Source organism: Micromonospora sp. DH13 (genome assembly GCF_020873825.1).
In the GTDB taxonomy this organism is placed as follows: Bacteria; Actinomycetota; Actinomycetes; order Mycobacteriales; family Micromonosporaceae; genus Micromonospora; species Micromonospora haikouensis.
This window is the reverse complement of record NZ_JAHWGR010000027.1, coordinates 13,922-35,414: the sequence shown is the minus strand read 5'-3', so window position 1 is coordinate 35,414 and position 21,493 is coordinate 13,922. Positions and strand designations below refer to the sequence as shown.

13 protein-coding genes and 1 pseudogene are annotated in these 21,493 nt (G+C 75.0%); 5 read left to right on the top strand and 9 right to left on the bottom strand.

The window, feature by feature from the left end; genetic code table 11:
- Window positions 1-44: 44 nt before the first annotated feature.
- From LPA42_RS23380 to LPA42_RS23365, 4 genes are all read right to left on the bottom strand, one after another.
- Window positions 45-1,286: an NAD(P)/FAD-dependent oxidoreductase gene (locus LPA42_RS23380; RefSeq protein ID WP_077938800.1), complete on the bottom strand. Its 1,242-nt coding sequence runs from the start codon at window positions 1,284-1,286 to the stop codon at window positions 45-47.
- Complete coding sequence (locus LPA42_RS23375; protein ID WP_077938799.1) at window positions 1,276-3,390, bottom strand: MMPL family transporter; 2,115 nt, start codon at window positions 3,388-3,390, stop codon at window positions 1,276-1,278. The genes LPA42_RS23380 and LPA42_RS23375 overlap by 11 nt, the downstream gene beginning before the upstream one ends.
- A gap of 256 nt (window positions 3,391-3,646) precedes the next feature.
- On the bottom strand, window positions 3,647-5,398 hold the full coding sequence (locus LPA42_RS23370; protein WP_077937748.1) for a M28 family metallopeptidase: 1,752 nt from the start codon (window positions 5,396-5,398) through the stop codon (window positions 3,647-3,649).
- Window positions 5,399-5,610: 212 nt separating this feature from the next.
- Window positions 5,611-7,269: an FAD-binding dehydrogenase gene (locus tag LPA42_RS23365; protein ID WP_077937747.1), complete on the bottom strand. Its 1,659-nt coding sequence runs from the start codon at window positions 7,267-7,269 to the stop codon at window positions 5,611-5,613.
- A gap of 76 nt (window positions 7,270-7,345) precedes the next feature.
- Between LPA42_RS23365 and LPA42_RS23360 the strand changes: the two genes are divergently transcribed.
- Window positions 7,346-8,563, top strand: a complete 1,218-nt coding sequence (locus tag LPA42_RS23360; protein ID WP_144082650.1) for a CdaR family transcriptional regulator — start codon at window positions 7,346-7,348, stop codon at window positions 8,561-8,563.
- A gap of 432 nt (window positions 8,564-8,995) precedes the next feature.
- Here the strand turns inward: LPA42_RS23360 and LPA42_RS23355 are convergent.
- The 5 genes and pseudogenes from LPA42_RS23355 to LPA42_RS23335 form a co-directional block, all read right to left on the bottom strand.
- A pseudogene (locus LPA42_RS23355) lies at window positions 8,996-11,716 on the bottom strand (hypothetical protein); the annotation flags it as partial.
- A gap of 128 nt (window positions 11,717-11,844) precedes the next feature.
- Window positions 11,845-12,957 (bottom strand): AAA family ATPase, encoded by a 1,113-nt coding sequence (locus LPA42_RS23350; protein ID WP_077937745.1) that lies wholly within the window; start codon window positions 12,955-12,957, stop codon window positions 11,845-11,847.
- A gap of 12 nt (window positions 12,958-12,969) precedes the next feature.
- Complete coding sequence (locus LPA42_RS23345) at window positions 12,970-14,364, bottom strand: VWA domain-containing protein (RefSeq protein ID WP_228986866.1); 1,395 nt, start codon at window positions 14,362-14,364, stop codon at window positions 12,970-12,972.
- A 101-nt stretch (window positions 14,365-14,465) separates the two neighbouring features.
- Window positions 14,466-15,875 carry a hypothetical protein gene (locus LPA42_RS23340; protein ID WP_077937743.1) on the bottom strand — a complete coding sequence of 470 codons (1,410 nt, stop codon included), beginning with the start codon at window positions 15,873-15,875 and terminating at the stop codon, window positions 14,466-14,468.
- Window positions 15,875-16,333 (bottom strand): hypothetical protein, encoded by a 459-nt coding sequence (locus LPA42_RS23335; protein ID WP_096761647.1) that lies wholly within the window; start codon window positions 16,331-16,333, stop codon window positions 15,875-15,877. Before LPA42_RS23335 ends, LPA42_RS23340 begins: the two co-directional genes overlap by 1 nt.
- 356 nt (window positions 16,334-16,689) lie before the next feature.
- Between LPA42_RS23335 and pgi the strand changes: the two genes are divergently transcribed.
- From pgi to LPA42_RS23315, 4 genes are all read left to right on the top strand, one after another.
- Window positions 16,690-18,327: a glucose-6-phosphate isomerase gene (gene pgi, locus LPA42_RS23330; protein WP_077937741.1), complete on the top strand. Its 1,638-nt coding sequence runs from the start codon at window positions 16,690-16,692 to the stop codon at window positions 18,325-18,327.
- Window positions 18,328-18,545: 218 nt separating this feature from the next.
- Entirely contained in the window at window positions 18,546-21,188 is a 2,643-nt protein-coding gene (lanKC, locus tag LPA42_RS23325; RefSeq protein ID WP_077937740.1) for a class III lanthionine synthetase LanKC, read from the top strand.
- A gap of 6 nt (window positions 21,189-21,194) precedes the next feature.
- Window positions 21,195-21,314, top strand: coding sequence for a SapB/AmfS family lanthipeptide (locus LPA42_RS23320; RefSeq protein WP_074476205.1), 120 nt, complete (start codon window positions 21,195-21,197; stop codon window positions 21,312-21,314).
- 39 nt (window positions 21,315-21,353) lie between these two features.
- Window positions 21,354-21,473 carry a SapB/AmfS family lanthipeptide gene (locus LPA42_RS23315; RefSeq protein ID WP_043963346.1) on the top strand — a complete coding sequence of 40 codons (120 nt, stop codon included), beginning with the start codon at window positions 21,354-21,356 and terminating at the stop codon, window positions 21,471-21,473.
- Window positions 21,474-21,493: the final 20 nt, after the last annotated feature.

Genomic DNA, 21,493 nt, shown 5'->3' with positions numbered 1-21,493 from the left:
ATGGGCAACGCGAGGATAACAGCACGCAGCCGTCCGCGACGGCCTCAGCCCTGGGCGCGCAGCTCGGCCAGCACGGCCCCGGCGGCACGCCAGCCGCTGGCCAGCGCGCCCTGGATGGACGGGCTGTCGCGGTGGTCCCCGGCGACGAAGAGGCCACCACCGAGCGCCACCGGTTTGCGCAGCCGGCCCTGCGGCGGCGGCGCGGCGGGCAGCGCAGCGGGGACGCCGACCGTGGTCAGGTGCTCCCAGTCCGCCGTGGGGCGGCCGTAGAGGCGGGCCAGCTCGGCGCGGACGACCGGTTCGGGCGGGACGGACGGGCCCACCACGGAGGTGGCGACGAGGTGCCGCCCGGCGGGCGCGTACGTGGGCGCGGCCTGGCTCAGCACGACGGTGTTGGCGACCAGTTCCCGGCGGTCGCCGTCGACGAGCAGGATCGGCTCGTCCAGGGGCGGGGTGTCCGTGGCGTGGTAGTAGGTGGTGTAGGCGTGCATGCGTACCCGGCCGAGGGCCGGCAGCAGCGTGCCGGCGGTGGGCGGGTCGACGGCGACGAGCACGGCGCGGCAGCGCAGCTCGCCGGCCTGCGTGCGTACCCGATGAGGGCCGACCTCGGCGACCGGCGTGCGCAGCTCGACCAGGTCGGCGGGCAGCGGCGCGGCGATCGCCCGGGGCAGCGCACCCATCCCCTGCGCGGGCACGCCGACGCGCCCCCGGGCGAACGAGCGCAGCACCATCGCCAGCACGTGGCTGGAGGTCTCCAGCGCCCGGTCGACGAGCACGCCGGACAGGAAGGGCCGCAGCAGCTCCTCGATGATCGCGTCGGAGAGGCCGGCGCGGCGCAGCGCCCCCTCGGCGGTGGTCTCGGGGGCGTCGAGCAGCCGGCCGGGCGGCAGGGTGGCGCAGCCGGTGGCCAGCGCCGCGAACCGGAGCCGGTCGCGCAGCGAGCCGACGTCGGCCAGCGCGGTGCCCGCCGCCCCGGCGGGCTCGCGCAGCGGGTTGACCAGCCGGGCGACGGCCTCGCCGCGCCGGACCAGCACCCCGGGGGTGAACCAGCCCAGGTCGAGGGTGGCCAGGTCGAGCAGCGTGCCGAGCCGGGGGTACGCGGTGTTGAGCACCTGGAAGCCCCGGTCGATCAGGTACCCGTCGATCGCGTCGGTGGCGACCCGGCCGCCGAGCCGGTCGCCGGCCTCCAGCAGCCGCCAGGACACGCCGGCGCGGTGCAGCCGGCGGGCCGCGGCGAGGCCGGCGAGGCCGCCGCCGACGATGACGACATCGGGCTCAGCGGGCATGACGCGCCTCCCGGTCCGTGCGGCTCAGCCGGCCGGGCCACCAGATCCGCGCCCCGATGTCGTACGACAGGGCGGGCACCAGCAGCGAACGCACGACGATGGTGTCGAGCAGGACCCCGACGGCGACGGCGACGCCCAGCTCGACGAGGACCACCAGGGGCAGCACGGCGAGCGCGGAGAACGTCGCGGCGAGCACGATGCCGGCGGAGGTGATGACGCCGCCGGTGACGGCGAGGCCGGCGAGCACGCCGGGGCGGGTGCCCCGGTGGACCGACTCCTCGCGGACCCGGCTCATCAGGAAGATGTTGTAGTCGATGCCGAGGGCGACGAGGAAGACGAACGCGAACAGCGGGAACGACTGGTCGACGCCGGGAAAGTCGAGCAGGTGCCGGAAGATCAGCGCGCACAGCCCGAGGGTGGCGAGGAACGACAGCACCACGGTCGCGATGAGCAGCAGCGGGGCGAGCAGGGCGCGCAGCAGCAGGGCCAGGACGACGGCGATCACCAGCAGCACCACGGGGATGATCACGTTGCGGTCGCGGGCGGACGCGTCGGAGGTGTCCACGTTGATCGCGGTGAACCCGCCGACGACCGTGTCCGAGCCGGGTACGCCGTGCACGGCCTCGCGCAGGTCGCGGATGGTGCGCTCCGCGCCGTTGCTGTCGGGCGGGTCGGCGAGGGTGGCCTCGAACTCGACGCGGCCGTCGACCACCTTCGGCGGGGCGTTCGGGTCGGGCGGGCCGGCCTGGCTGCCCTGGGTGACGGGGCGGACGGCGGCGACGCCGGGCACCCGCTGGGCCACCTCGGCGACCTGCTGGGCGCTGGCCTGGTTGGTGAAGATGGTGGCCGGGCTGCCGGTGCCGGCCGGGTAGTGGGCGGCGATCACGTCCTGGCCGGCGACGGAGTCGGTGCGCTGGGTGAACAGGTCGGTCTGGCCGAGGGTGGTGACGCCGAGCTGGGTGAGGCCGATGGTGAGCAGGGCCAGCACCGCGGCGGTGGCGAGCCAGACGACCCGGGCCCGGCGGGCGACGAAGCCGGCGATGCGGCTCCACAGTCCGTGCTCGGTCTGCGGGTCGGCCTGGTCGACGGCGGGCCGGCGCGGCCAGAACGCCCAGCGCCCGCCGAGCACGAGCAGGGCGGGCAGGAAGGTCAGCATCACCAGCAGGGTGGCGGCGATGCCGATGGCGGCGATCGGGCCGAGCGCCCGGTTGGAGTTGAGGCTGGACAGCAGCAGGCAGAGCAGGCTGAGGATGACGGTGCCGCCGGAGGCGATGATCGCCGGGGCGGCGCCGCGCCAGGCGGCCCGCATGGCGTCCCAGGGGCGCCCGTGCCGGTGCAGTTCCTCCCGGTAGCGGGCGATGAGCAGCAGCGCGTAGTCGGTGCCCGCGCCGAAGACGAGGACGGTGAGGATGCCCTGCGCCTGCCCGTTGAGCTTGACCACGTCGTGGTCGGCGAGGAGATAGACGAAGACCGCCGCGAGGGCGTACGACGTGCCGGCGGCGAGCAGCGGGAAGATCCACAGCACCGGGCTGCGGTAGACGACCAGCAGGATGACCAGCACCACGCTGAGGGTGACCAGCAGCAGCGGGCCGTCGATGGCGCCGAAGACCTCGATGAGGTCGGCGAGCAGCCCGGCGGGCCCGGCGACGTCCACGGTGAGGCCGTCGCGGTCGCCGCCGGCGATGGCGCGCAGTTCGTCGACGACCTGCCCGATCCGCTCCCCTTCGGCCTCGTCGATGGGGACGACCACCTGGAGGGCCTGACCGTCCTGGCTGGGCACGGGCGGCGGGATCGGTGTGACGACGCCGGGGACCTGGGCGAACCGGGCGGCGTCGGCCGCGGCCCGCTGCCGGTCGGCGTCGGTGATGCCGGTGGTCCGCGCGTAGACGACGAGCGCCGGGGTGGTCTGCCGGTCGGCGAACTCGGCGGCCAGGTCCTGCGCCCGGGTGGCCTCGGCCTCGGCGGGCAGGAAGGAGGCGTTGTCGTTGGTGGAGACCTCCCCCAACTTCCCCGCGTACGGCCCGGCCACCCCGCCGACGACCAGCCAGCCGATCACGACCAGCGCCGCGACCAGCGTGGCGGTGCCGCCCCGTCTTCCGGCCATCCCACCCACCCACCTCTTGAATCGACGCAGCGATCGACGCAGCGGGAGTCTAAGTCGACATCGACCATCCTGCCGGCCGAGCGCGCCCAGGCGGGCGGAAACGGCCCCGTTACCCCCGCCGGGCCACCGCCGTCGTGGGCCGCGCGCCGCCCCTCACACTCGATTGCCGGGCGCGCGGGGTGCGCGGGGGTGAGAGCGGGGTGAGAAGGGAACCCTTCTCTACCGCAGGCGTTAACAAGGGGCCCTTCCTTGCACCTCAGCTGGCGGTGAGGGTGACGTCGTCCACGACGAAGCTGGTCTGCAGCGACGAATCCTCGACGCCGGTGAACGTCAGGGTGACGGTCTGGCCGGCGTACGCGGCGGCGTCGAAGGTGCGCTGGGTGTAGCCGCTGGCCTTGTTGAGGTTCGAGTACGTCGCCAGGGTGGTGCCGCCGACGGCGACGGTGAGCTTGTCGTACTGCCTGATAGAGGTGGTCTCGGCGGTGTCGATGTGCAGCCAGAACGACAGCGTGTACGTGGCGCAGCCGGCCGGGACGGTCAGCGACTGCGACAGCGTCTGGGTGCGGCTGCCGCCGTACCCGCCGAGCCACGCCTTGTACGAGCCGGCGTGCGCGGCCTGGCTGGCCGAGTTGGTGATGACGCCCGAGGACGCGGTCCAGACGGTGGCGCCGCTCTCGAAGCCGGAGTTGCCGACCACCTGGCCGCCGGCGCAGCCGCCGGTGCCGGTCACGGTGACGCTGTAGGTGGCGGTGCGGGTCGCCGAGCCGGTGCCGGTGACCGTGATGGCGTAGGTGCCGGTGGCCGCCGACGCGGAGGCGGCGATCGTCATCGTGGACGAGCCGCCGGAGGTCACCGACGACGGGCTGAACGACACGGTCACCCCGCTGGGCGCGCCCGTGGCGGACAGGGCGACGGTCTGGGCGCTGCCGGAGGTGGTGGCGGTGGAGACCGTGGCGGTGGTGGAGGCGCCCCGGGCGATGCTGCCGGACGTCGGGCTCACCGCGACGGAGAAGTCGTTGGTCGGGGTGCCGCCGCCGACGGCCTGGTCCCAGATCGCGTACGCGATGCCGTCGGCGCTGCGGTTGAGCCCGGTGGCGTTGATGTTGCTGGTGGTGTCGCAGGCCCGGTGGTAGCACGGGTCGTAGGACGAGCCGGCGGTGCCGCCCCACTTGGTGGCCTGCGCGGAGGTCTTGGTGGCGCTGGCGCCCATCGCGTACCCGGAGGTGGGGATGCCGGCCTGCTGGAAGGAGTAGTCGTCGGAGCGGCCCTGGCCCTCGACGTTCTCCTCCGGCGACAGCCCGAGGGAGTCCCAGTACGCCTTCAGCGGCGCGGCCGTGGTGGAGGTGACCCGGTTGATGAAGTAGCCGCCGTTGGTCGAGGCCACCATGTCGAAGTTGTAGTAACCCTTGATGTAGCCCTTCTGGGTGGCACTGAGCGAGTTCACGTAGAACTTCGAGCCCTGCAGGCCCTGCTCCTCGCCGTTCCACCAGGCGAACCGGACCCGCTTGGTCAGGCTCGGGTTCTGCTGGGCCAGCACGAGGGCGTTCTCCAGCAGCACCGACGAGCCGGAGGCGTTGTCGTTGATGCCCGGGCCGGCGGTGACGCCGTCGAGGTGCGCGCCGAACATGATGACCTGGTCGGCGGGGGCGCCGCCCGGCCACTCGGCGATCACGTTGTTGCCCGAGTAGGTGCAGCTGGTGCAGGTCTGCTCGGTGACCGTGTAGCCGGCGGCCTGGAGCTTGCCCTTGACGTAGTTGACGGACGCCGTGTAGCCGGCGGAGCCGGAGCGACGGTTGCCGCCGTTGCTGGTGGCGATGCTCTGGAACTGGCTCAGGTGGGCCTGGACGTTCGTCACGGAGATGTCCGGCGCGGCCAGCGCCGCGACGGCCGGGGCGGCAGCGGGGGCGGCGGGGACCTCGGCGGCGGTGGCCGGCAGGGCCGCCGTCGACGTGGTCAGCGCGAGGGCGGCGGCGAACGCCAGGCCCGCTGTCACTGTGGTGCGTCTCATGGGTGCTCCTCGGTGCAGGTAGGGGGTGTCGTGCACCTGGGCGTGACCGGACCCCGCTCGCGAGGGTGGGGCGGGCGGGGTCCGGCGGCGTGGCGAGGGGGCGCCGCGACGTTCGTTCCAGGGAAGGAAACACTTACACGCGTCGATTCAGCGGTCAATATCCATCATGGTCATACTGATCCGCTGATCACCCCAGCTCGGGGCGCGGTCCGTCAGCGGGTCGCCGCGGCGGCTGCCCGGCCGGCCTGCCGACCCGAGAAGAGGCAGCCGCCGAGGAAGGTGCCCTCCAGCGAGTTGTAGCCGTGCATGCCCCCGCCGCCGAAGCCGGCCACCTCGCCGGCCGCGTACACGCCGGGCAGCGGCTGCCCGTCGGGGCGCAGCACCCGCCCGTCCAGGTCGGTGTGCAGGCCGCCGAGGGTCTTGCGGGTCAGGATGTTGAGCCGCACCGCGATCAGCGGCCCCGCCGCCGGGTCCAGCAGCCGGTGCGGCGGGGCCACCCGAATCAGCCGGTCCCCCCGGTACGCCCGCGCGCCCCGGATCGCCGTGACCTGGGCGTCCTTGCCGAACGGGTTGGCGATGGCGCGGTCGCGGGCCTCGACGGTCCGCCGCACCCGGGCGGCGTCCAGGGTCGGGCCGCCGTCAGGGGCGACGAGGTCGTTCATCCCGGCCACCAGGGCCTCCAGGGTGTCGGCGACGACGAAGTCCGCGCCCCGCTCCAGGAACGCCGCCACCGGGGCCGGGGTGCCGGCGCGGGCCCGCTCGATCACCTGCCGGACGCTGCGGTTGGTCAGGTCCGGGTTCTGCTCGGAGCCGGAGAGCGCGAACTCCTTGGCGACGATCCTCTTGGTGAGCACGAACCAGCTGTGGTCGTGGCCGGTGGCGCGCAGGTGGCGCAGCGTGGCGAGGGTGTCGAAGCCGGGGAACAGCGGCGCGGGCAGCCGCCTGCCGGTGGCGTCCAGCCACAGCGACGACGGCCCCGGCAGGATCCGGATGCCGTGCTGCGGCCAGATCGGGTCCCAGTTGCGCAGCCCCTCGACGTAGTGCCACATCCGGTCCGGGTTGATCACCTGCCCGCCGGCGGCCTCGGTGATGCCGAGCATCCGCCCGTCGACGTGGGCGGGCACGCCCGAGACCATCCGCTTCGGCGGGTCGCCGAGCCGTGCCGGCCAGGCCGCCCGCACCAGGTCGTGGTCGCCGCCGATGCCGCCCGAGGTGACGACCACGGCCTGCGCCGCGTACGCGAACCCGCCCACCTCGACCCGGGAGCTGGGCGCGCCGCGCGGGACGTCGCTGGGCTCCAGCACCGCCCCGCGTACGCCGGTGACGGCCCCGCCGGTGGTGACCAGGCCGTCGACCCGGTGCCGGAAGCGCAGCCGCACCCGGCCGGCGTCCACCGCGGCGGCCAGCCGGCGGGCGAACGGCTCGACCACGCCGGGGCCGGTGCCCCAGGTGACGTGGAACCGGGGCACCGAGTTGCCGTGCCCGTCCGCCGCGCCGCCGCCCCGCTCGGCCCAGCCCACCACCGGGAAGAGCCGGTGCCCCATCGACCGCAGCCAGGACCGCTTCTCCCCGGCGGCGAAGTGCACGTACGCCTCGGCCCACCGGCGCGGCCAGTGGTCCTCCGGGCGGTCGAACGCGGCGCTGCCCAGCCAGTCCTGCCAGGCCAGCTCCACCGAGTCGCGCACCCCCATCCGCCGCTGTTCGGGCGAGTCGACCAGGAACAACCCGCCGAACGACCACCACGCCTGGCCGCCGAGGTTCTGCTCCGGCTCCTGGTCCAGCAGCAGCACCGTCCGGCCCGCGTCGGCGGCCTCGGTGGCGGCGACCAGACCGGCCAGGCCGGCCCCGACGACGATCACATCCGCATCCATGCCGGAACCCTACGGACCCGGGTGCCAAAATCAGTGGTACGCGGAAGCAGGTTTCGCGCCCGGAACTGTCATCCGGATGACAAACGCGAGGGGGCGCGCGGTGGCGGAGAGCCTCGCCGAGTTGGAGCCCCGCCTCGGCGGGCTGCCCCGGCACGTCGGCGAGCGGCTGCGGGCCGTCCGGGCGGCGCTGCACGAGCGGACCCTCGACGCGGTCCGGGCCACCATGCGCGAGCAGGGCCGGTCGCTGACCGGTAAGCAGGGCCGGGGCCTTGCCCTGGGCGTACGGACGGCCGTGGACGCGTTCGTGGCCGCCGTCGCCGAGCCGACCCGCCCGCTCGCCGACACCCGGCAGGTGTTCCACGCGCTGGGCCGCACCGAATACCAGGAGGGGCACCGCGTCGACGCGCTGCGCTCGGTGCTCACCGTGGGAGCCCGGGCCATCTGGGCGTTCCTCGTCGCGCCCGAACGACCGGACCGGCTGGCCGCCGACGAGCTGTACGTGATCGCCGCCGCACTGTTCGGCTACACCGACACCCTCGCCGGGGCCGCCGCCGAGGGCTACCTCGACGAGCAGCGCGACGCCGCACACGACTGGATCGTCGTCCGCCGCAGGCTGATCACCCTGCTCGTGCAGCCCGACCCGCCCGCCGACACCGCGCTGCACTCCGCCGCCGAGGCCGCTCGCTGGCCGCTGCCCGCCACCGTCGCCGTGATCAGCGTCGACGGCTCCGACGACGAGCACCTCGCCCGCGCCGTCGGCGGCGGAGCCGTGGCCACGGTCATCGACGAGGCGGTGCGGATCGTGCTGCCCGACCCGGACGCCCCGGGCCGGCTCGCCGCGCTGCGCCGGGCCCTCACCGGCCGGCGGGCGGCCCTCGGCCCGACCGTGCCGGTGCGGCAGGCCCGCGCGTCGTACCGGCTGTCGCGGCGGGCGCTGCGCCTGCACGCCGCCGGGGTGCTTCCCGCCGACGGCGTCGTGGACTGCGACGCGCACCTGCTCACCCTGCTCACCCACTGGGAGCCGGGGCTGACCGACCGGCTCGTCGCCCGCGCCCTGGCCCCGCTGGCGCCCCTCGGGCCGGCCGCCCGCCGGGCCCTGGCCGAGACGCTCGCCACCTGGCTGGACACCCAGGGCCAGGTGGTGGAGACCGCCCGGCTGCTGCACACGCACCCGCAGACCGTCCGGTACCGGATGCGCCGGCTACGGGAACGCTACGGCGCGGACCTCGACGACCCGGACGCCCGGCTCGCCCTGCACCTGGCACTGCGCCACCACCTGGGCCGCCGCCCCTGACCACCCGCCCTGGCTCACCTGTTGCCGGGGCGGCTCGCGGGGCGGGGCGGCCCGGGCTCGCCATGTCGGCGACACGGGGGTGTCCTGCGACGGGGATGCCCCGATGTCGCCGACATGGAGTCGATCATCCGGCTCGTCGCCCGGGCGGCGTGGACCGGGCGGCATGGACCAGGCGGCGTGGACCGAGCGGCGGGCGGGCCGCCCGGGTCGGAACGGTCAGGCCGGCGGAGCGAGCAGGGCCGCGAGCGCGTCGGCGGTGGCCGGGTACGCCGTGAGCAGCCCCCCGGCCCCGACGGCGACCGCCGAGCCGGGGCCGGGGGGCCCGAGGCCGCCCGGTCCAGAGCCGCCCGGCCCGGTCCCGCCCGCACCGGTGGTCCCGCCCGGCCCGGGGCCGCCCGAGCCGGTGACGGCTGGGTCGAGGGTCCAGCCGCCCGCGCAGCCGAGCAGCTCCGCCACGGCGTCGCAGGTCGCCGGGTGGCCCGCCAGCAGGTCGACCAGCGGGCCGGGCGCGACAGCCGCCGATCCCGCCGTCACCGGTCCCGGGACAAGCGCCCCGGGGGCGAGCGACCCGCCCGCCGCCGACCCGCCCGCCGGCCGGGGCGCCCACGGGGGCACCCAGGCGTCCAGGACGGGTAGGGCCGCCGGGAACGTGCGGCCGGCCTCGCGGACCAGGGTCGGCACCAGCTCGCCGGCCTGGGCGCGCAGCGTGGTGATCAACGTCGGCAGCCACGGCAGCAGCACCGGGTCGGGCAGCCGGGCGAACGCCGTGGACATCACCTCCACCACGAACGGCGCCAGCCCGGGCACGGGCTCCAGGGCCTGCACGAACCCGCTGAGGTACTGCGGGAAGGACGGCACCACCAGCGGGTTGGCCAGCAGCTCGGCGCTGCGGGCGCGCAGCTGCGCCAGGGGCAGCAGGCCGAGGTGGTGCTGGGCGGCCCAGTGCAGCGCCACCCGGGCCGGCGCCTCCGGCCGGGACTGCCGCACCGCCAGTTCGAGCTGCGTACGGTCGCAGCCGAGGGACAGCGCGAGGCTCTCCATGCCGAACAGGAAGCCGAGCATCGCGCCCACCTGCCGCACCCCGGTCTCCGCGTCGACGAACGCGGTGGGCAGCAGCGTGCAGTACTGGGCGTACCCGGTGGTGACGAACGCGGCGCACCAGGGCGGCAGGGTCGGCTCGGTGGCCCGGTAGTGGGCCAGCAGCCGGCGGATGCGGCGCAGCACCTCGGGGGCCTCGTCGACGGTGCGCTCGGCCGCGAGCAGCTCCACCGCCCGGGTGCCCAGCTCGTCGACGAGCCGGCGGCCGTCGAGCAGCAGGAGCGCGTCCTCGACGGCTTCGAGTGCGACGGCGGCGGTGGCCCGGGGCCCCCACGCCCGGCGGCGCAGCCGCTGCTCCAGGACCTGCTCGACGGTGACGCCCTCGTAGCCCAGCTCGATCAGCGCGCGCTGGTTGCGGCCGAGGGCGAGGTCCCAGCTCTCCTGGGTCGACCGTTCCCCGAGCCGGCGCTCCCCCATGATCGGGCGGACGGCGTCGCGGGGCAGCAGGTGGCGCAGCCGCCACAGCAGGTCCGAGCAGCCGGCCACGGCCGGGTCGGCGGTCAGGTCCAGCAGGGCCCGCTGGATGGTGCGCTTGTCCAGGTCGAGCCCGAGGGGGGCGAGCCGGTCGAGCACGTCGCGGGCCAGCGGGGGCAGGGCGTCGTACCCGACCTGGCCGATGCGGTCGCCGCCGAGCAGGATCTCGCAGAGCCGGCGCACGTCGCGCCGGCCCGGGACCACGTCCTTCTCGATGCAGGTCACGGCCGCGTCGGCGAAATCGTACGGGGTGGGCCGGGCCCGGTTGCGCAGCCCGGCGAGCAGGATCGACGTCTCGAACACGGCGATCGCGTCGGCGGTGCTGGCCAGGTAGCCGTTGCGTCGGGCCAGCCGGACGATGTCCACGCACCAGCCGCGCAGCTCCGCCTCGTCGAGCTCGTCGAGGACCGGCGGCCGGGCGAGGAACCCCGACAGTCGATCGGTGACGGGCTCGTCGGCGGCCTCGGCCGGGGTGGCCCTGCGGGCCCGGCCCTTCGCCGCTCTGCCGCCGGCCTGCCCGGCCAGCCGGAACGGGGTCACCCCGGAGCGGGACACCGCCTTGGCCCAGGTGGCCGCCGCGATCGAGACCGAGCCGGGCGCCAGCCCGAACTGCGCCTCGATGGCGGAGTGGCTGGACGGGATCAGCCCGTACAGCCAGCGGGTGGCGGTGCGCGGGCTGATCTCGTACGGCGCGGCGTCGGGCCCGGTGCCGAACTGTTCGACGGGGCTCGCGGCGTGGAACGCGCCGCAGACGTAGAGACAGTCGGTCGGGTCGACGCCGGAGTCGGCGAGGTGCTGCCGCATCCGGGTCCACATGTAGCGCTCGCGTTCGACGTCGCGGTCGAGGCGGTCGGCGTCGCTCGGGCGCAGCCGCCGGAACAGGCTGCCGATGAGGACCATCACCTGCCGGTACGTCTCGTGGTCGGCGGCGACGAGGGGCTGCTCGACGTACTGGTCCCACCACTCCGACCAGTGCCGGACCTTGCCGTGGTGCAGCAGGTAGGCCTCCAGCTCGGCGAAGCGGGGCCGCAGGTCGCCGATCTCCACGCCGACGGCGTCGCCGTGCAGCGCGGCCTCCTCCTCGGCCGCGGCCGGGGCGTCGGGGGTGCCCGCCGGCCCCTCGGCCGGGTCGCGGGGCGCCCACTGGAAGACGTGGTCGACCGAGCGGTCCACCAGCACCAGCTCCACGCCGGGGGTCTCCAGCGCGTACGCGATGGCCTGGTATTCCGCCGACGCCTCGGTGATCGGGGCGACGACGCTGAGCGGGGCCCACTCGGCGGGGAAGCCGTCGAGCTTCGACGCGAACGCCTGCACGGCCACCGGGAGGCGGCAGTTGCGCAGCTCCCCCAGCAGGGGCTGCAGGTCCTCGCACAGCTCCAGGTAGATCACCTTCGGTCGTTTGGCGCGCAGCCGGCGCGCCATCGCCAGGGCGGAGGCCGGCGAGTGGTGGCAGACCGGGAAGATCTCCAGCCGCTCGCCGAGCGCCCGGTCGACATCGTCGATCATCCCGGTGAGGATCTCCGCGAGCGCGCCGGGGCTGCCGGCGAAGGCCGCGGCGGCGTCGGTGAGCTGTCCGCGCAGCGCGTCGAACGCGCCGGGGCCGCCGGCGGGCGGGACAGCGACGCCGGCGGGCGGGGTGGGGACCGGCGCGACGACGGAGGGTGGGTGCACCCCGGGGGCCGCGCCGGGCGGGGTGGTCGTCGGGCCGGTCACGACAGGGTGGCGATCGCCTGGCGGCCGCCGTCGAGGAAGCCCTCCCACGGGCCGCCGTCGGCCTTGGCCCGGGGCTCCACCACGCCGTGCAGGTATTTGTTGAGGATCGCCAGGTCCTCCGGGCTGCGCCGGGCCAGCGAGCCGACCAGCGAGCCGGCGAGGGTCTCGGCGCGCAGGGTGCGGTCGCCGAAGAACTGGCTGTGCAGGATGGCGTCCTCCAGCACGCCGATCTGCTCGGCGGTGGACAGCGCCGACTCCAGCTTCTCGTCGTCGCTGGTCGCCGACGCGGCGGCGGCCCGCAGGTCGGCGAAGCTCTGCAGCAGGATGTCCAGCAGGGTGGGCGGGACGTCCAGCTCGATGCGGTGCCGGCGCAGCAGCTCCTCGGTGCGGAACCGGACGATCTCCGCCTCGCTGCGCTTGTTGGTCACCACGGGGATGCGGACGAAGTTGAACCGCCGCTTCAGCGCCGAGGAGAGGTCGTTGACGCCCCGGTCGCGGCTGTTGGCGGTGGCGATGATCGAGAAGCCGGGCCTGGCGAAGACGATGTTGTCGGCGTCCAGCTCGGGGATGGCGACGTACTTCTCGGACAGGATGGAGATCAGGGCGTCCTGCACGTCGCTGGTGGAACGGGTCAGCTCCTCGAAGCGGCCGATGACGCCCTGCTCCATCGCGGTCATGATGGGCGACGGGATCATCGACTCGCGGGACTGCCCCTTGGCGATGACCATGGAGACGTTCCACGAGTATTTGATGTGGTCCTCGGTGGTGCCGGCGGTGCCCTGCACCACGAGGGTGGAGTTGCCGCAGATCGCGGCGGCGAGCAGCTCGGCGAGCCAGCTCTTGCCGGTGCCCGGGTCGCCGATGAGCAGCAGGCCCCGGTCTGAGGCGAGGGTGACGATGGCGCGTTCGACGAAGCTGCGGTCGCCGAACCACTTCTGGGCGACCTCCCGGTCGAGGCCGTCGGCCCGCTCGGAGCCGAGGACGAACAGCCGCACCATCCGGGGGCTGAGCCGCCACGAGAACGGCTTCGGGTCGGTGTCGACCGACTCCAGCCAGGCCAGCTCCTCGGCGAACGTGACCTCGGCGGGGGCGCGCAACATCTCGGACATGTCAGGGGTCTCCTAGGTGAGGAAGTTCTTCAGCTCGAAGACGAGCTTGCGGATGTGGCCGGAGATGACCGGGGTGCCCAGGTCCTTGAAGCGCTGCCGGAACCAGGGGTTGACGATCTGCGTGCCGGAGCTGTTGACCGAGCCGACCGGGATGAACTTGACCCCGGAGCGGTGCACCGCCTCGATGCCGTCGAACAGCGGCTGGGAGCGGTCGAACTCGTAGAAGTCGGAGATCCAGACCAGCACGGTGTTGCGCGGCTCGGTGATCTTCGGTCGGGCCATGGCCATCGCCACCGGGCCGTCGTTGCCGCCGCCGAGCTTGGTGCGCAGCAGCACCTCGAACGGGTCGTGCACCCACGGCGTCAGGTCCAGCGCCCGGGTGTCGTACGCGATGAGGTGCACGTCGACCTTGGGCAGGCCGGCGAAGATGGACGCCAGGATCGTGCAGTTGACCATCGAGTCGACCATCGAGCCGGACTGGTCGACGACCACGATCAGCCGGGCCGGGGTGGTGCGCCGGGCGGTCTGCCGGTAGAAGAGCCGGTCGACGTAGAGGCGCTGGTCCTCCGGGCTCCAGTTGGTGAGGTTCTTCCAGATCGTGCGGTCCAGGTCGAGGTTGCGGAACACCCGCTTCGGCGGCACCGACCGGTCGATCGTGCCGACGCTGGTCTGTTCGACCTGGGTGCGCAGCACCTCGGCGACCTCGTCGACATACCGGCGGATCAGCGCCTTGGCGTTGGCCAGCGCCACCCCGGACAGGTTCGACTTGTCGCGCAGCAGCTGCTCGATCAGCGACATGCTCGGGGTGAGCTTCGCGGCCAGCTTCGGGTCGGCGAGGACCTCGCGCAGGTGCATCCGGCGCACCAGGTCGCCCTCCAGGCCGGCCAGCACCCCGCCGAGGCCGCCGCCGTCGCGCCCGTTGCCGGCCTGCCGGCGCAGGTCGCCGGGCTCACAGCCGAGCGCCCGCTCGAACCAGCCGGCGTCGGACTGCCACCGGGCGAGCTGGGTGGCGCTGACACTGCCGCCGCCGGTGGCGAACACGTTGAGCAGCAGCTTCGACACCAGCGCGGCCCGGCGCACCTCCGCGCCGCCGGCCGGCGGGGCGGGCCCGTCGCCCGGTGGCACCGCCTCATCCGCGGGCGGGGCGGACCCCGCACCCGCCGCAGGCTCGGGACCAGGCGAGGGCTCGGGCGGGGTGAGCAGGCCGGTCAGCTCGCCGGCCAGGTCGGGGAAGCGCTGCACGACGGTGTCGACGGAGACCGACGGGTCCAGCAGCGCGGCCGGCAGGCCGAGGTCGTCGACGACGGCGACGCTCGCCGCCTCCAGCGCCGGCTGCTCCTCGGGGTCGAAGAGCCGGGCCAGCAGCCGCCAGTAGAGCACCTGCCGGCGGTTGGCGTCAGGGTTCACGGGCGCGCGCGCGGCGTCGTCCGACCCGGGAACGGGCAGGCCCGCAGCGGCGTCGCCGGGCCCGGGAGCGGGCGTGCCCTGCGGGGTGTCGGGGGTCGTGGTCATCGGCGCAGCAGCCGTCCCGCGCGTTCCCGCAGCACGGCGACGGAGTCGCCGGCCTTCGCCTCGGCCTTGGCGACCTTCGCGTCGGTGGGGCCCTGCGCCCAGTCGCCGGTGTGCGCGGCGACGGTGGCCCGCTTGACGGTGCTCTGCACGGCCAGCGGCTGCACGGTCCACCGGCCGGCGTCCCAGCGCAGCAGGCCCAGGCAGGCCGTCGAGGCGGCGACCAGGGCGGGGGTGAGCGGGCCGCAGGTCGGCAGCCGGTCGATGTCGACCGCGATGCTCGCCCCGTCGACGGTGAGCCGGACGTCGTCGCCGGTGGTGTCGACCGCGTAGCCCTCCAGCAGCACCGGCTCGGCGACGGCGACGGGGTGCCGGTCCAGCGGGGGCGTCGGCGCGGCCAGCGCGGCGGGCAGCAGCACCCGGGCGGTGGCGAACGGGTCGGCGGGCTCGCCGGCGCGGGCCTGCCCGTCGCGCCACCACAGGTCGCCGCCGGCCAGCGGCAGGTCGGTCACCTCCAGGGCGCGGCGCTCGGCCAGCGCGGCCAGCAGGACGGGGTGGTCGGCGAGCAGCCGCCACAGCGCCGGGCCGACGATCGTGTCGACCTTCGTCGCGGCGACGGCGGTGCGGACCAGCCGCGCCGGGGCGCCGCCGGACGGTTCGAGGACGCCGTGCACCTGCACCTGGACGGCGGTGGCGTGCTCGTGCACGTCGACGCCGAGCACCAGCAGCCGGCCGGAGACCCGCTCGGCGGCGGCCGGGTCGGCCACGCCCGCGGTGTCCTGGGCGAGCAGCACGGCGCGGGCCCACAGGTCGGCCCAGCGCCGGGCCGGCACCGCCGGCATGGTGGCCACCGGGCAGGACGCGGCCAGCTCGCCGGCCAGGCCGTCGAGGAGCACGGCGAGGCGGCGCAGCGGCGCGACGGCGAGGGTCGCCTCGACCGGCCGGCCCCCGGCCGCGGCCAGGTCGTGGCCGACCCCGCGCCAGCCGGTGATGGCCAGCTCGGTCAGCCAGGAGCGGGCGGCGGCCAGCGGGGCGGCGGCCCCGTCCGGCAGCGGACCGGCCGCCGGGGCGGGCGGCGCGGCGCGCTCCCGGCCGAGCGCGGCGTCGGCGGCGGCGAGCAGGGCGTCGTGGGCCGCGCCGAGCAGGGCGGCGCGGGCCCCGGCCAGGGCGGCGAGGTGCTCGGCGGCGGGCGCCCCGGCGGTGACCTGCGCGACCGCCTCGGCGACCCGGCCGCCCAGCGGGGTGACCGCCAGGGCGGCGGCGACGTCGCCGAGCGCGGCGAGCTGCGTCTCGCCGGGGCGGGCCAGGCCGGCGACCAGGGCGTCGTCGAGGCCCGCGACCACGTCGAGGGCCGCGTCGACGCCGGCCGGCGCGGCGTCGACCAGCGCGGTGAGCTGGGCCCCGCGCATCAGCGGCCCGCCCCGGTCGCCGGGAACCAGTGCAGCTCGGGCAGCGGCCCGTCGGCCGCCGGCAGCTCCAGGTAGGCCAGGTGGCGCAGGAACCGGCTGAACACGACCGCCGCCGGGGTGGGCTCGTGGTGGCCGTCGATCCCCCGGAGCAGGTCGCCGCCGGTCTGCGCCCCGTCGGGCGCGTCGATGCGCAGGTAGCGGGCGACGCGGGCGACGCCGTACTGCAGGACGGCCTCGTCGAGCAGGGCGTGCAGGTGCTTGCAGGGCGCGCCGCGCAGGCCGCCGCAGGGCCGGTTGTTGTTGGTGGAGCAGTGGAAGGCGTGGCTGCCGGCGGCGATCGAGGAGACGTAGACCCGCTCGATGTCGGAGCCGCTGGACACCACCCCCTGCAACCGGCCGTCCGCCAGCTCGACGAAGGGGACCTTCGCCAGCTTGCGGGGACGCACCGCGGGCAGCACCGGCGCGAGGCTGCGCCGCTCCCACGGTGCGTGCTGCGTCTGGGGCACTGCGACCTCCGTAACCGGTGCGCCCGCGGGCGCGCCGACTGGGGCGCCGGCCGTGGGCCGGCGCGCGACGACAGGGGGATGGCGGAGCACGGTGGCCCGCCGGAACCGGGCCCCGCAGCGCCCGTCCTGGGAAAGATCATGCCCCCGGGGTACGACAGGTTCGCCGCCGGGCCGGACGGGCGGCGGCGATGCGCGCGCCGGGGGTGCGACACGTCCCGGCTGGTGGCAGGCTGGCCCGGGCGGCCGGGCGCACGCAGTACGGTTACGGCCGCGCAACGGTTGTGAGCAGGTGCGGGAGGAGAGCCGGAATGGCCGAGGAGATCACCACCACCGACGAGTGGCGGGCGCTGGCGGCGCACGCGGAGAAGCTGCGGGACGCGCACCTGCGCGACCTGTTCGCCGCCGACCCGGACCGCGGTGAGCGGTTGGCCGGCGAGCTGGCGGACCTGCACGTCGACTACAGCAAGAACCTGGTGACCGACGAGACGTTGGCCCTGCTCGCCGCCCTGGCGCGGCGGGCCCGGCTGACCGACCGGATCGCGGCCATGTTCGCCGGGGAGCACATCAACACCACGGAGGACCGGGCGGTGCTGCACACCGCGCTGCGCGCTCCGGCGGGCGCGGCGCTGACCGTGGACGGCCGCGACGTGGTGGCCGACGTGCACGCGGTGCTGGACCGGATGGCGGCGTTCGCCGACCGGGTCCGCTCCGGCGAGTGGGTCGGGCACACCGGTGAGCGGATCCGCACGGTGGTCAACATCGGCATCGGCGGCTCCGACCTCGGGCCGGTGATGGCGTACGAGGCGCTGAAGGCGTACCGGGACGCGGGGATCACCTGCCGGTTCGTCTCCAACATCGACCCCACCGACATCGCCGAGGCGACGGCCGACCTGGACCCGGCGAGCACCCTGTTCGTGGTGGTGTCGAAGACGTTCTCCACCCAGGAGACCCTGGCCAACGCGCGGCAGGCCCGCGACTGGCTGCTCGCCGGCCTGGGCGGCGACACCTCGGCGGTGGCCCGGCACTTCGTCGCGGTCAGCACCAACGAGCAGCGGGTACGCGACTTCGGCATCGACCCGGCGAACATGTTCGGCTTCTGGGACTGGGTGGGCGGGCGCTACTCGCTGCCCTCGGCCGTCGGGCTGTCGGTGATGCTGGCGGTGGGGCCGGCGCGGTTCCGGGAGCTGCTGGCCGGCTACCACGCCGTCGACGAGCACTTCCGCACCACGCCGGTGGAGCGCAACGTGCCGGCGCTGCTCGGGCTGCTCAACGTGTGGTACACCAACTTCCTGGGCGCGCAGACCCACGCGGTGCTGCCGTACTCGCAGTACCTGCACCGGTTCCCCGCGTACCTGCAGCAGCTGACGATGGAGAGCAACGGCAAGTCGGTGACGCTGGACGGCACGCGCGTGTCGTACGACACCGGGGAGATCTTCTGGGGCGAGCCCGGCACCAACGGTCAGCACGCCTTCTACCAGCTCATCCACCAGGGGACCCGGCTGGTGCCGGCGGACTTCATCGGGTTCAGCCGGCCCCGGCACGACCTGGATGACATGCACGACCTGTTCATGTCGAACTTCTTCGCGCAGACCGCCGCGCTGGCGTTCGGGCGCACCCGGGAGCAGGTGGAGGCCGAGGGCACCCCGGCGGAGCTGGCGGAGCACAAGGTGATGCCGGGCAACCACCCGACCACCTCGATCGTCGCCGCCGAGCTGACCCCGGCGGTGCTCGGCCAGCTCATCGCGCTCTACGAGCACATCGTGTTCACCGAGGGCGCGATCTGGGACATCAACCCGTTCGACCAGTGGGGGGTGGAGCTGGGCAAGGTGATGGCCAACCAGCTCGCGCCGCTGCTCACCGGCGACGACGCCGACCTGTCCGGGCTGGACTCGTCGACCCGCGCCCTGATCGCCCGCTACCGGGCGCAGCGGCACGCCACCGACTGACCGGCCCGCGGTTTCCCGGAACCGGCCGACGCCCCCGCGGCGTCGGCCGGTTCTTTCTTTCGAGGCAGCACGGGTCGCCGGTGACTTTTGTCATCGCGGGCCGTGCGGGCCGCATCCACGGTCATGACTAACTGCACTGGGGGCGGACGGGTCCGGTCCACGAGACTCGTATCCGTCGCCGGGCAACGGAACCGGCCGAGATCGCGGAGGGGGTCACGGTGGACGAGCGCTACGACAACTACTGCGCCGCGGACCGGCTCTTCTACGACTCGCTGGGCAGCGCGGTCGCGCAGCCGGCGTTCGCCGCCGCCGAGCGGGACGTGCCGGCCGGCTGGCGTCGAGAGCCGCTCGACGACTGGCTGATCCACGCGCCGGAGGGCGGCTCGCTGCCCCAGCAGGGCTGGAAGATCCACGTGTCGGCGACCCTCGACAACGCCGAGCGGGTCCTCGACGCGGTGTGGGACTACTGCGTGCCGCGCGGGCTGTCGTTCAAGTTCCTGCGCGGGCCGCGCACCCTGCTGCTGCGCAACTCGAAGTACGCGTCGCGGTCGGCCAGCGGCAAGTTCGTCACCGTCTACCCGCACGACACCGCCGAGCTGGAGCTGGCCTGCAAGGAGCTCGACGCGCTGCTCGCCGGCGAGGCCGGGCCGTACATCCTCAGCGACCTGCGCTACGGCGCCGGGCCGGTGCACGTGCGCTACGGCGGATTCGCCCGCCGCTACTGTCTCTCCCCGGACGGGCAGGTCGTCCCCGCGATCGCCGACGCCTCCGGCACGCTGGTGCCCGACCGCCGCGACCCGGTGTTCCACCTGCCGGAGTGGGTGACCCTGCCGGACTTCCTGGCCCCGCACCTGGCCGCCCGCAACGCCACCAGCACCACCGAGGTGCCGTACAAGATCGAGAAGGTCATCCACTTCTCCAACGGCGGCGGCCTGTACGTGGGCCGGGACCTGCGCACCGACGCCCAGGTGGTGCTCAAGGAGGCCCGCCCGCACGCCGGCCTCGACGCCGACGGCGTCGACGCGGTGGCCCGGCTGGCCCGGGAGGCCGCCGCGCTGCGCCGGCTCGCCGACCTGCCCCAGGTGCCCGCCGTGCACGACGAGTTCGCCATCGGCGACCACCGGTTCCTGGCCCTGGAGTTCGTCGAGGGCCGGTCGCTGAACAAGGTGGTCGTCGAGAAGTACCCGCTGATCGACGCCGACGCGACCGACGCCGACCGGGCCGAGTACGCCCGCTGGGCGCGCGACGTCCTGGCGCAGGTCGAGGCGATCGTCGCCGCGATCCACGAGCGCGGCCTCGTCTACGGCGACCTGCACCTGTTCAACATCATGGTCCGCCCCGACGACCGGGTGGCCCTGGTCGACTTCGAGGTCGCCGCCCCGATCGAGGGGCATCGCCGCCCGGGCCTGCGCAACCAGGGGTTCGCCGCGCCGAACGACCGGACCGGCACGGCCGTCGACCGGTACGCGCTGGCCTGCCTGCGCCTGGCGCTGTTCCTCCCGCTGACCCAGCTCGTCCGGCTCGCCCCGGACAAGGCCGCCCACCTCGCCGACATCGTCGCCGAGAGCTTCCCGGTGCCCCGCGGGTGGCTGGCCGAGGCGGTCGCCGAGATCACCGGCGCCGGCCGACGCGAGGACGCCGGCGGCGACGGGGACACCGTGACCAGTCGCGCACAGGCGGGCGGCGACGACGCCTTCGACGCGACCGGCGACTGGCCCGGCACGCGCCGGCGGATCACCACCGCGATCCTCGCCAGCGCCACGCCGCACCGCGACGACCGGCTCTTCCCCGGCGACATCGAGCAGTTCCGCAGCGGCGGGCTCAACCTGGCCCACGGCGCGGCCGGGGTGCTGCACGCCCTCGCCGTCAGCGGCGCGGGCCGGTTCCCCGAGCACGAACAGTGGCTCGTGCGGCGGGCCACCGCCCCCGCGTCGGGCACCCGGATCGGCTTCTACGACGGCCTGCACGGGGTGGCGTACGCGCTGGAACACCTGGGCCGCCGCGCCGACGCCCTCGACGTCCTCGACGTCTGCCTGCGCCAGCCGTGGGCCGAGCTGGACCTGAGCCTGGCCAACGGCTTGTCCGGCATCGCCCTGAACCTCGCCGAGCTGGCCGGGCGCACCGGGGAGACCGCGCTGCGCGACGCCGCCGACGAGATCACCGCCGCCGTGCTCGACCGGCTCGCCGACGACCCCGGCCCGGACATCAGCGGCGGCCGGCACCCGTACGCGGGGCTGCTGCGCGGGCGCACCGGGGCGGCGCTGCTGCTGGTGCGGATGCACGAGCTGACCGGCGACCCGGCGCTGCTGGAGCACGCCGCCACCGCGCTGCGGCAGGACCTGCGCCGGTGCGTGGTCCGGCCGAACGGGGCGCTGGAGGTCAACGAGGGCTGGCGCACCATGCCGTACCTCGGGCAGGGCGGCGTCGGCATCGGCCTGGTCCTCGACCAGTACCTGCGCCACCGCGCCGACGAGCGCTTCGCCGAGGCCAGCGCCGGGGCACGCCGGGCCGCCCGGTCCCCGTTCTACGCGCAGTCCGGCCTCTTCGCCGGCCGGGCCGGAATCATCGCGTACCTGGCCACGCTCGGCGACGCAGACAGCCGCCGGGAGCTGGACACACAGCTACGCCGGCTCGGCTGGCACGCCCTGCCGTACGGCGGCGGGACCGCCTTCCCCGGCGAGCAGCTGCTGCGCCTCTCCATGGACCTGGGCACCGGCGCCGCCGGAGTGCTGCTCGCGCTGGCCTGCGCGCGGCACGACGAGCCGGCGACCCTGCCCTTCCTCGCGCCGCTGGCCGGCGCGCCCGAACTCCCCCGCGGCCGCGGGGGCGACCACGACCCGCCAACCGACGGGAGGAGGTGATTCGACATGGCACTCCTGGACCTCCAGGGCCTCGAGCTGGCCCCGGCCGACCGCACCAGCGGCGACTCCAGGGCGAGCCTGCTGCTCTGCGGCGACAGCGGTCTCTCCGTCACCACCTGCAACTGACCCCCATCCACCGCACCACCTTCGAAAGGACTGATCGACATGGCGCTCCTCGACCTGCAGGGCCTCGAGATGGCCCCGGCCGACCGCACCGGCGGCGGCTCCAGCGCGAGCCTGCTGCTCTGCGGCGACAGCGGTCTCTCCGTCACCACCTGCAACTGACCCAGACCGTTCCGCGGCGC

Bases quoted from the DNA above. Each gene is read 5' to 3' on its own strand.
- LPA42_RS23380 (WP_077938800.1), bottom strand. From the start codon at position 1,286: ATGCCCGCTGAGCCCGATGTCGTCATCGTCGGCGGCGGCCTCGCCGGC.
- LPA42_RS23375 (WP_077938799.1), bottom strand. From the start codon at position 3,390: ATGGCCGGAAGACGGGGCGGCACCGCCACGCTGGTCGCGGCGCTGGTC.
- LPA42_RS23370 (WP_077937748.1), bottom strand. From the start codon at position 5,398: ATGAGACGCACCACAGTGACAGCGGGCCTGGCGTTCGCCGCCGCCCTC.
- LPA42_RS23365 (WP_077937747.1), bottom strand. From the start codon at position 7,269: ATGGATGCGGATGTGATCGTCGTCGGGGCCGGCCTGGCCGGTCTGGTC.
- LPA42_RS23360 (WP_144082650.1), top strand. From the start codon at position 7,346: ATGACAAACGCGAGGGGGCGCGCGGTGGCGGAGAGCCTCGCCGAGTTG.
- LPA42_RS23350 (WP_077937745.1), bottom strand. From the start codon at position 12,957: ATGTCCGAGATGTTGCGCGCCCCCGCCGAGGTCACGTTCGCCGAGGAG.
- LPA42_RS23340 (WP_077937743.1), bottom strand. From the start codon at position 15,875: ATGCGCGGGGCCCAGCTCACCGCGCTGGTCGACGCCGCGCCGGCCGGC.
- pgi (WP_077937741.1), top strand. From the start codon at position 16,690: ATGGCCGAGGAGATCACCACCACCGACGAGTGGCGGGCGCTGGCGGCG.
- LPA42_RS23320 (WP_074476205.1), top strand. From the start codon at position 21,195: ATGGCACTCCTGGACCTCCAGGGCCTCGAGCTGGCCCCGGCCGACCGC.
- LPA42_RS23315 (WP_043963346.1), top strand. From the start codon at position 21,354: ATGGCGCTCCTCGACCTGCAGGGCCTCGAGATGGCCCCGGCCGACCGC.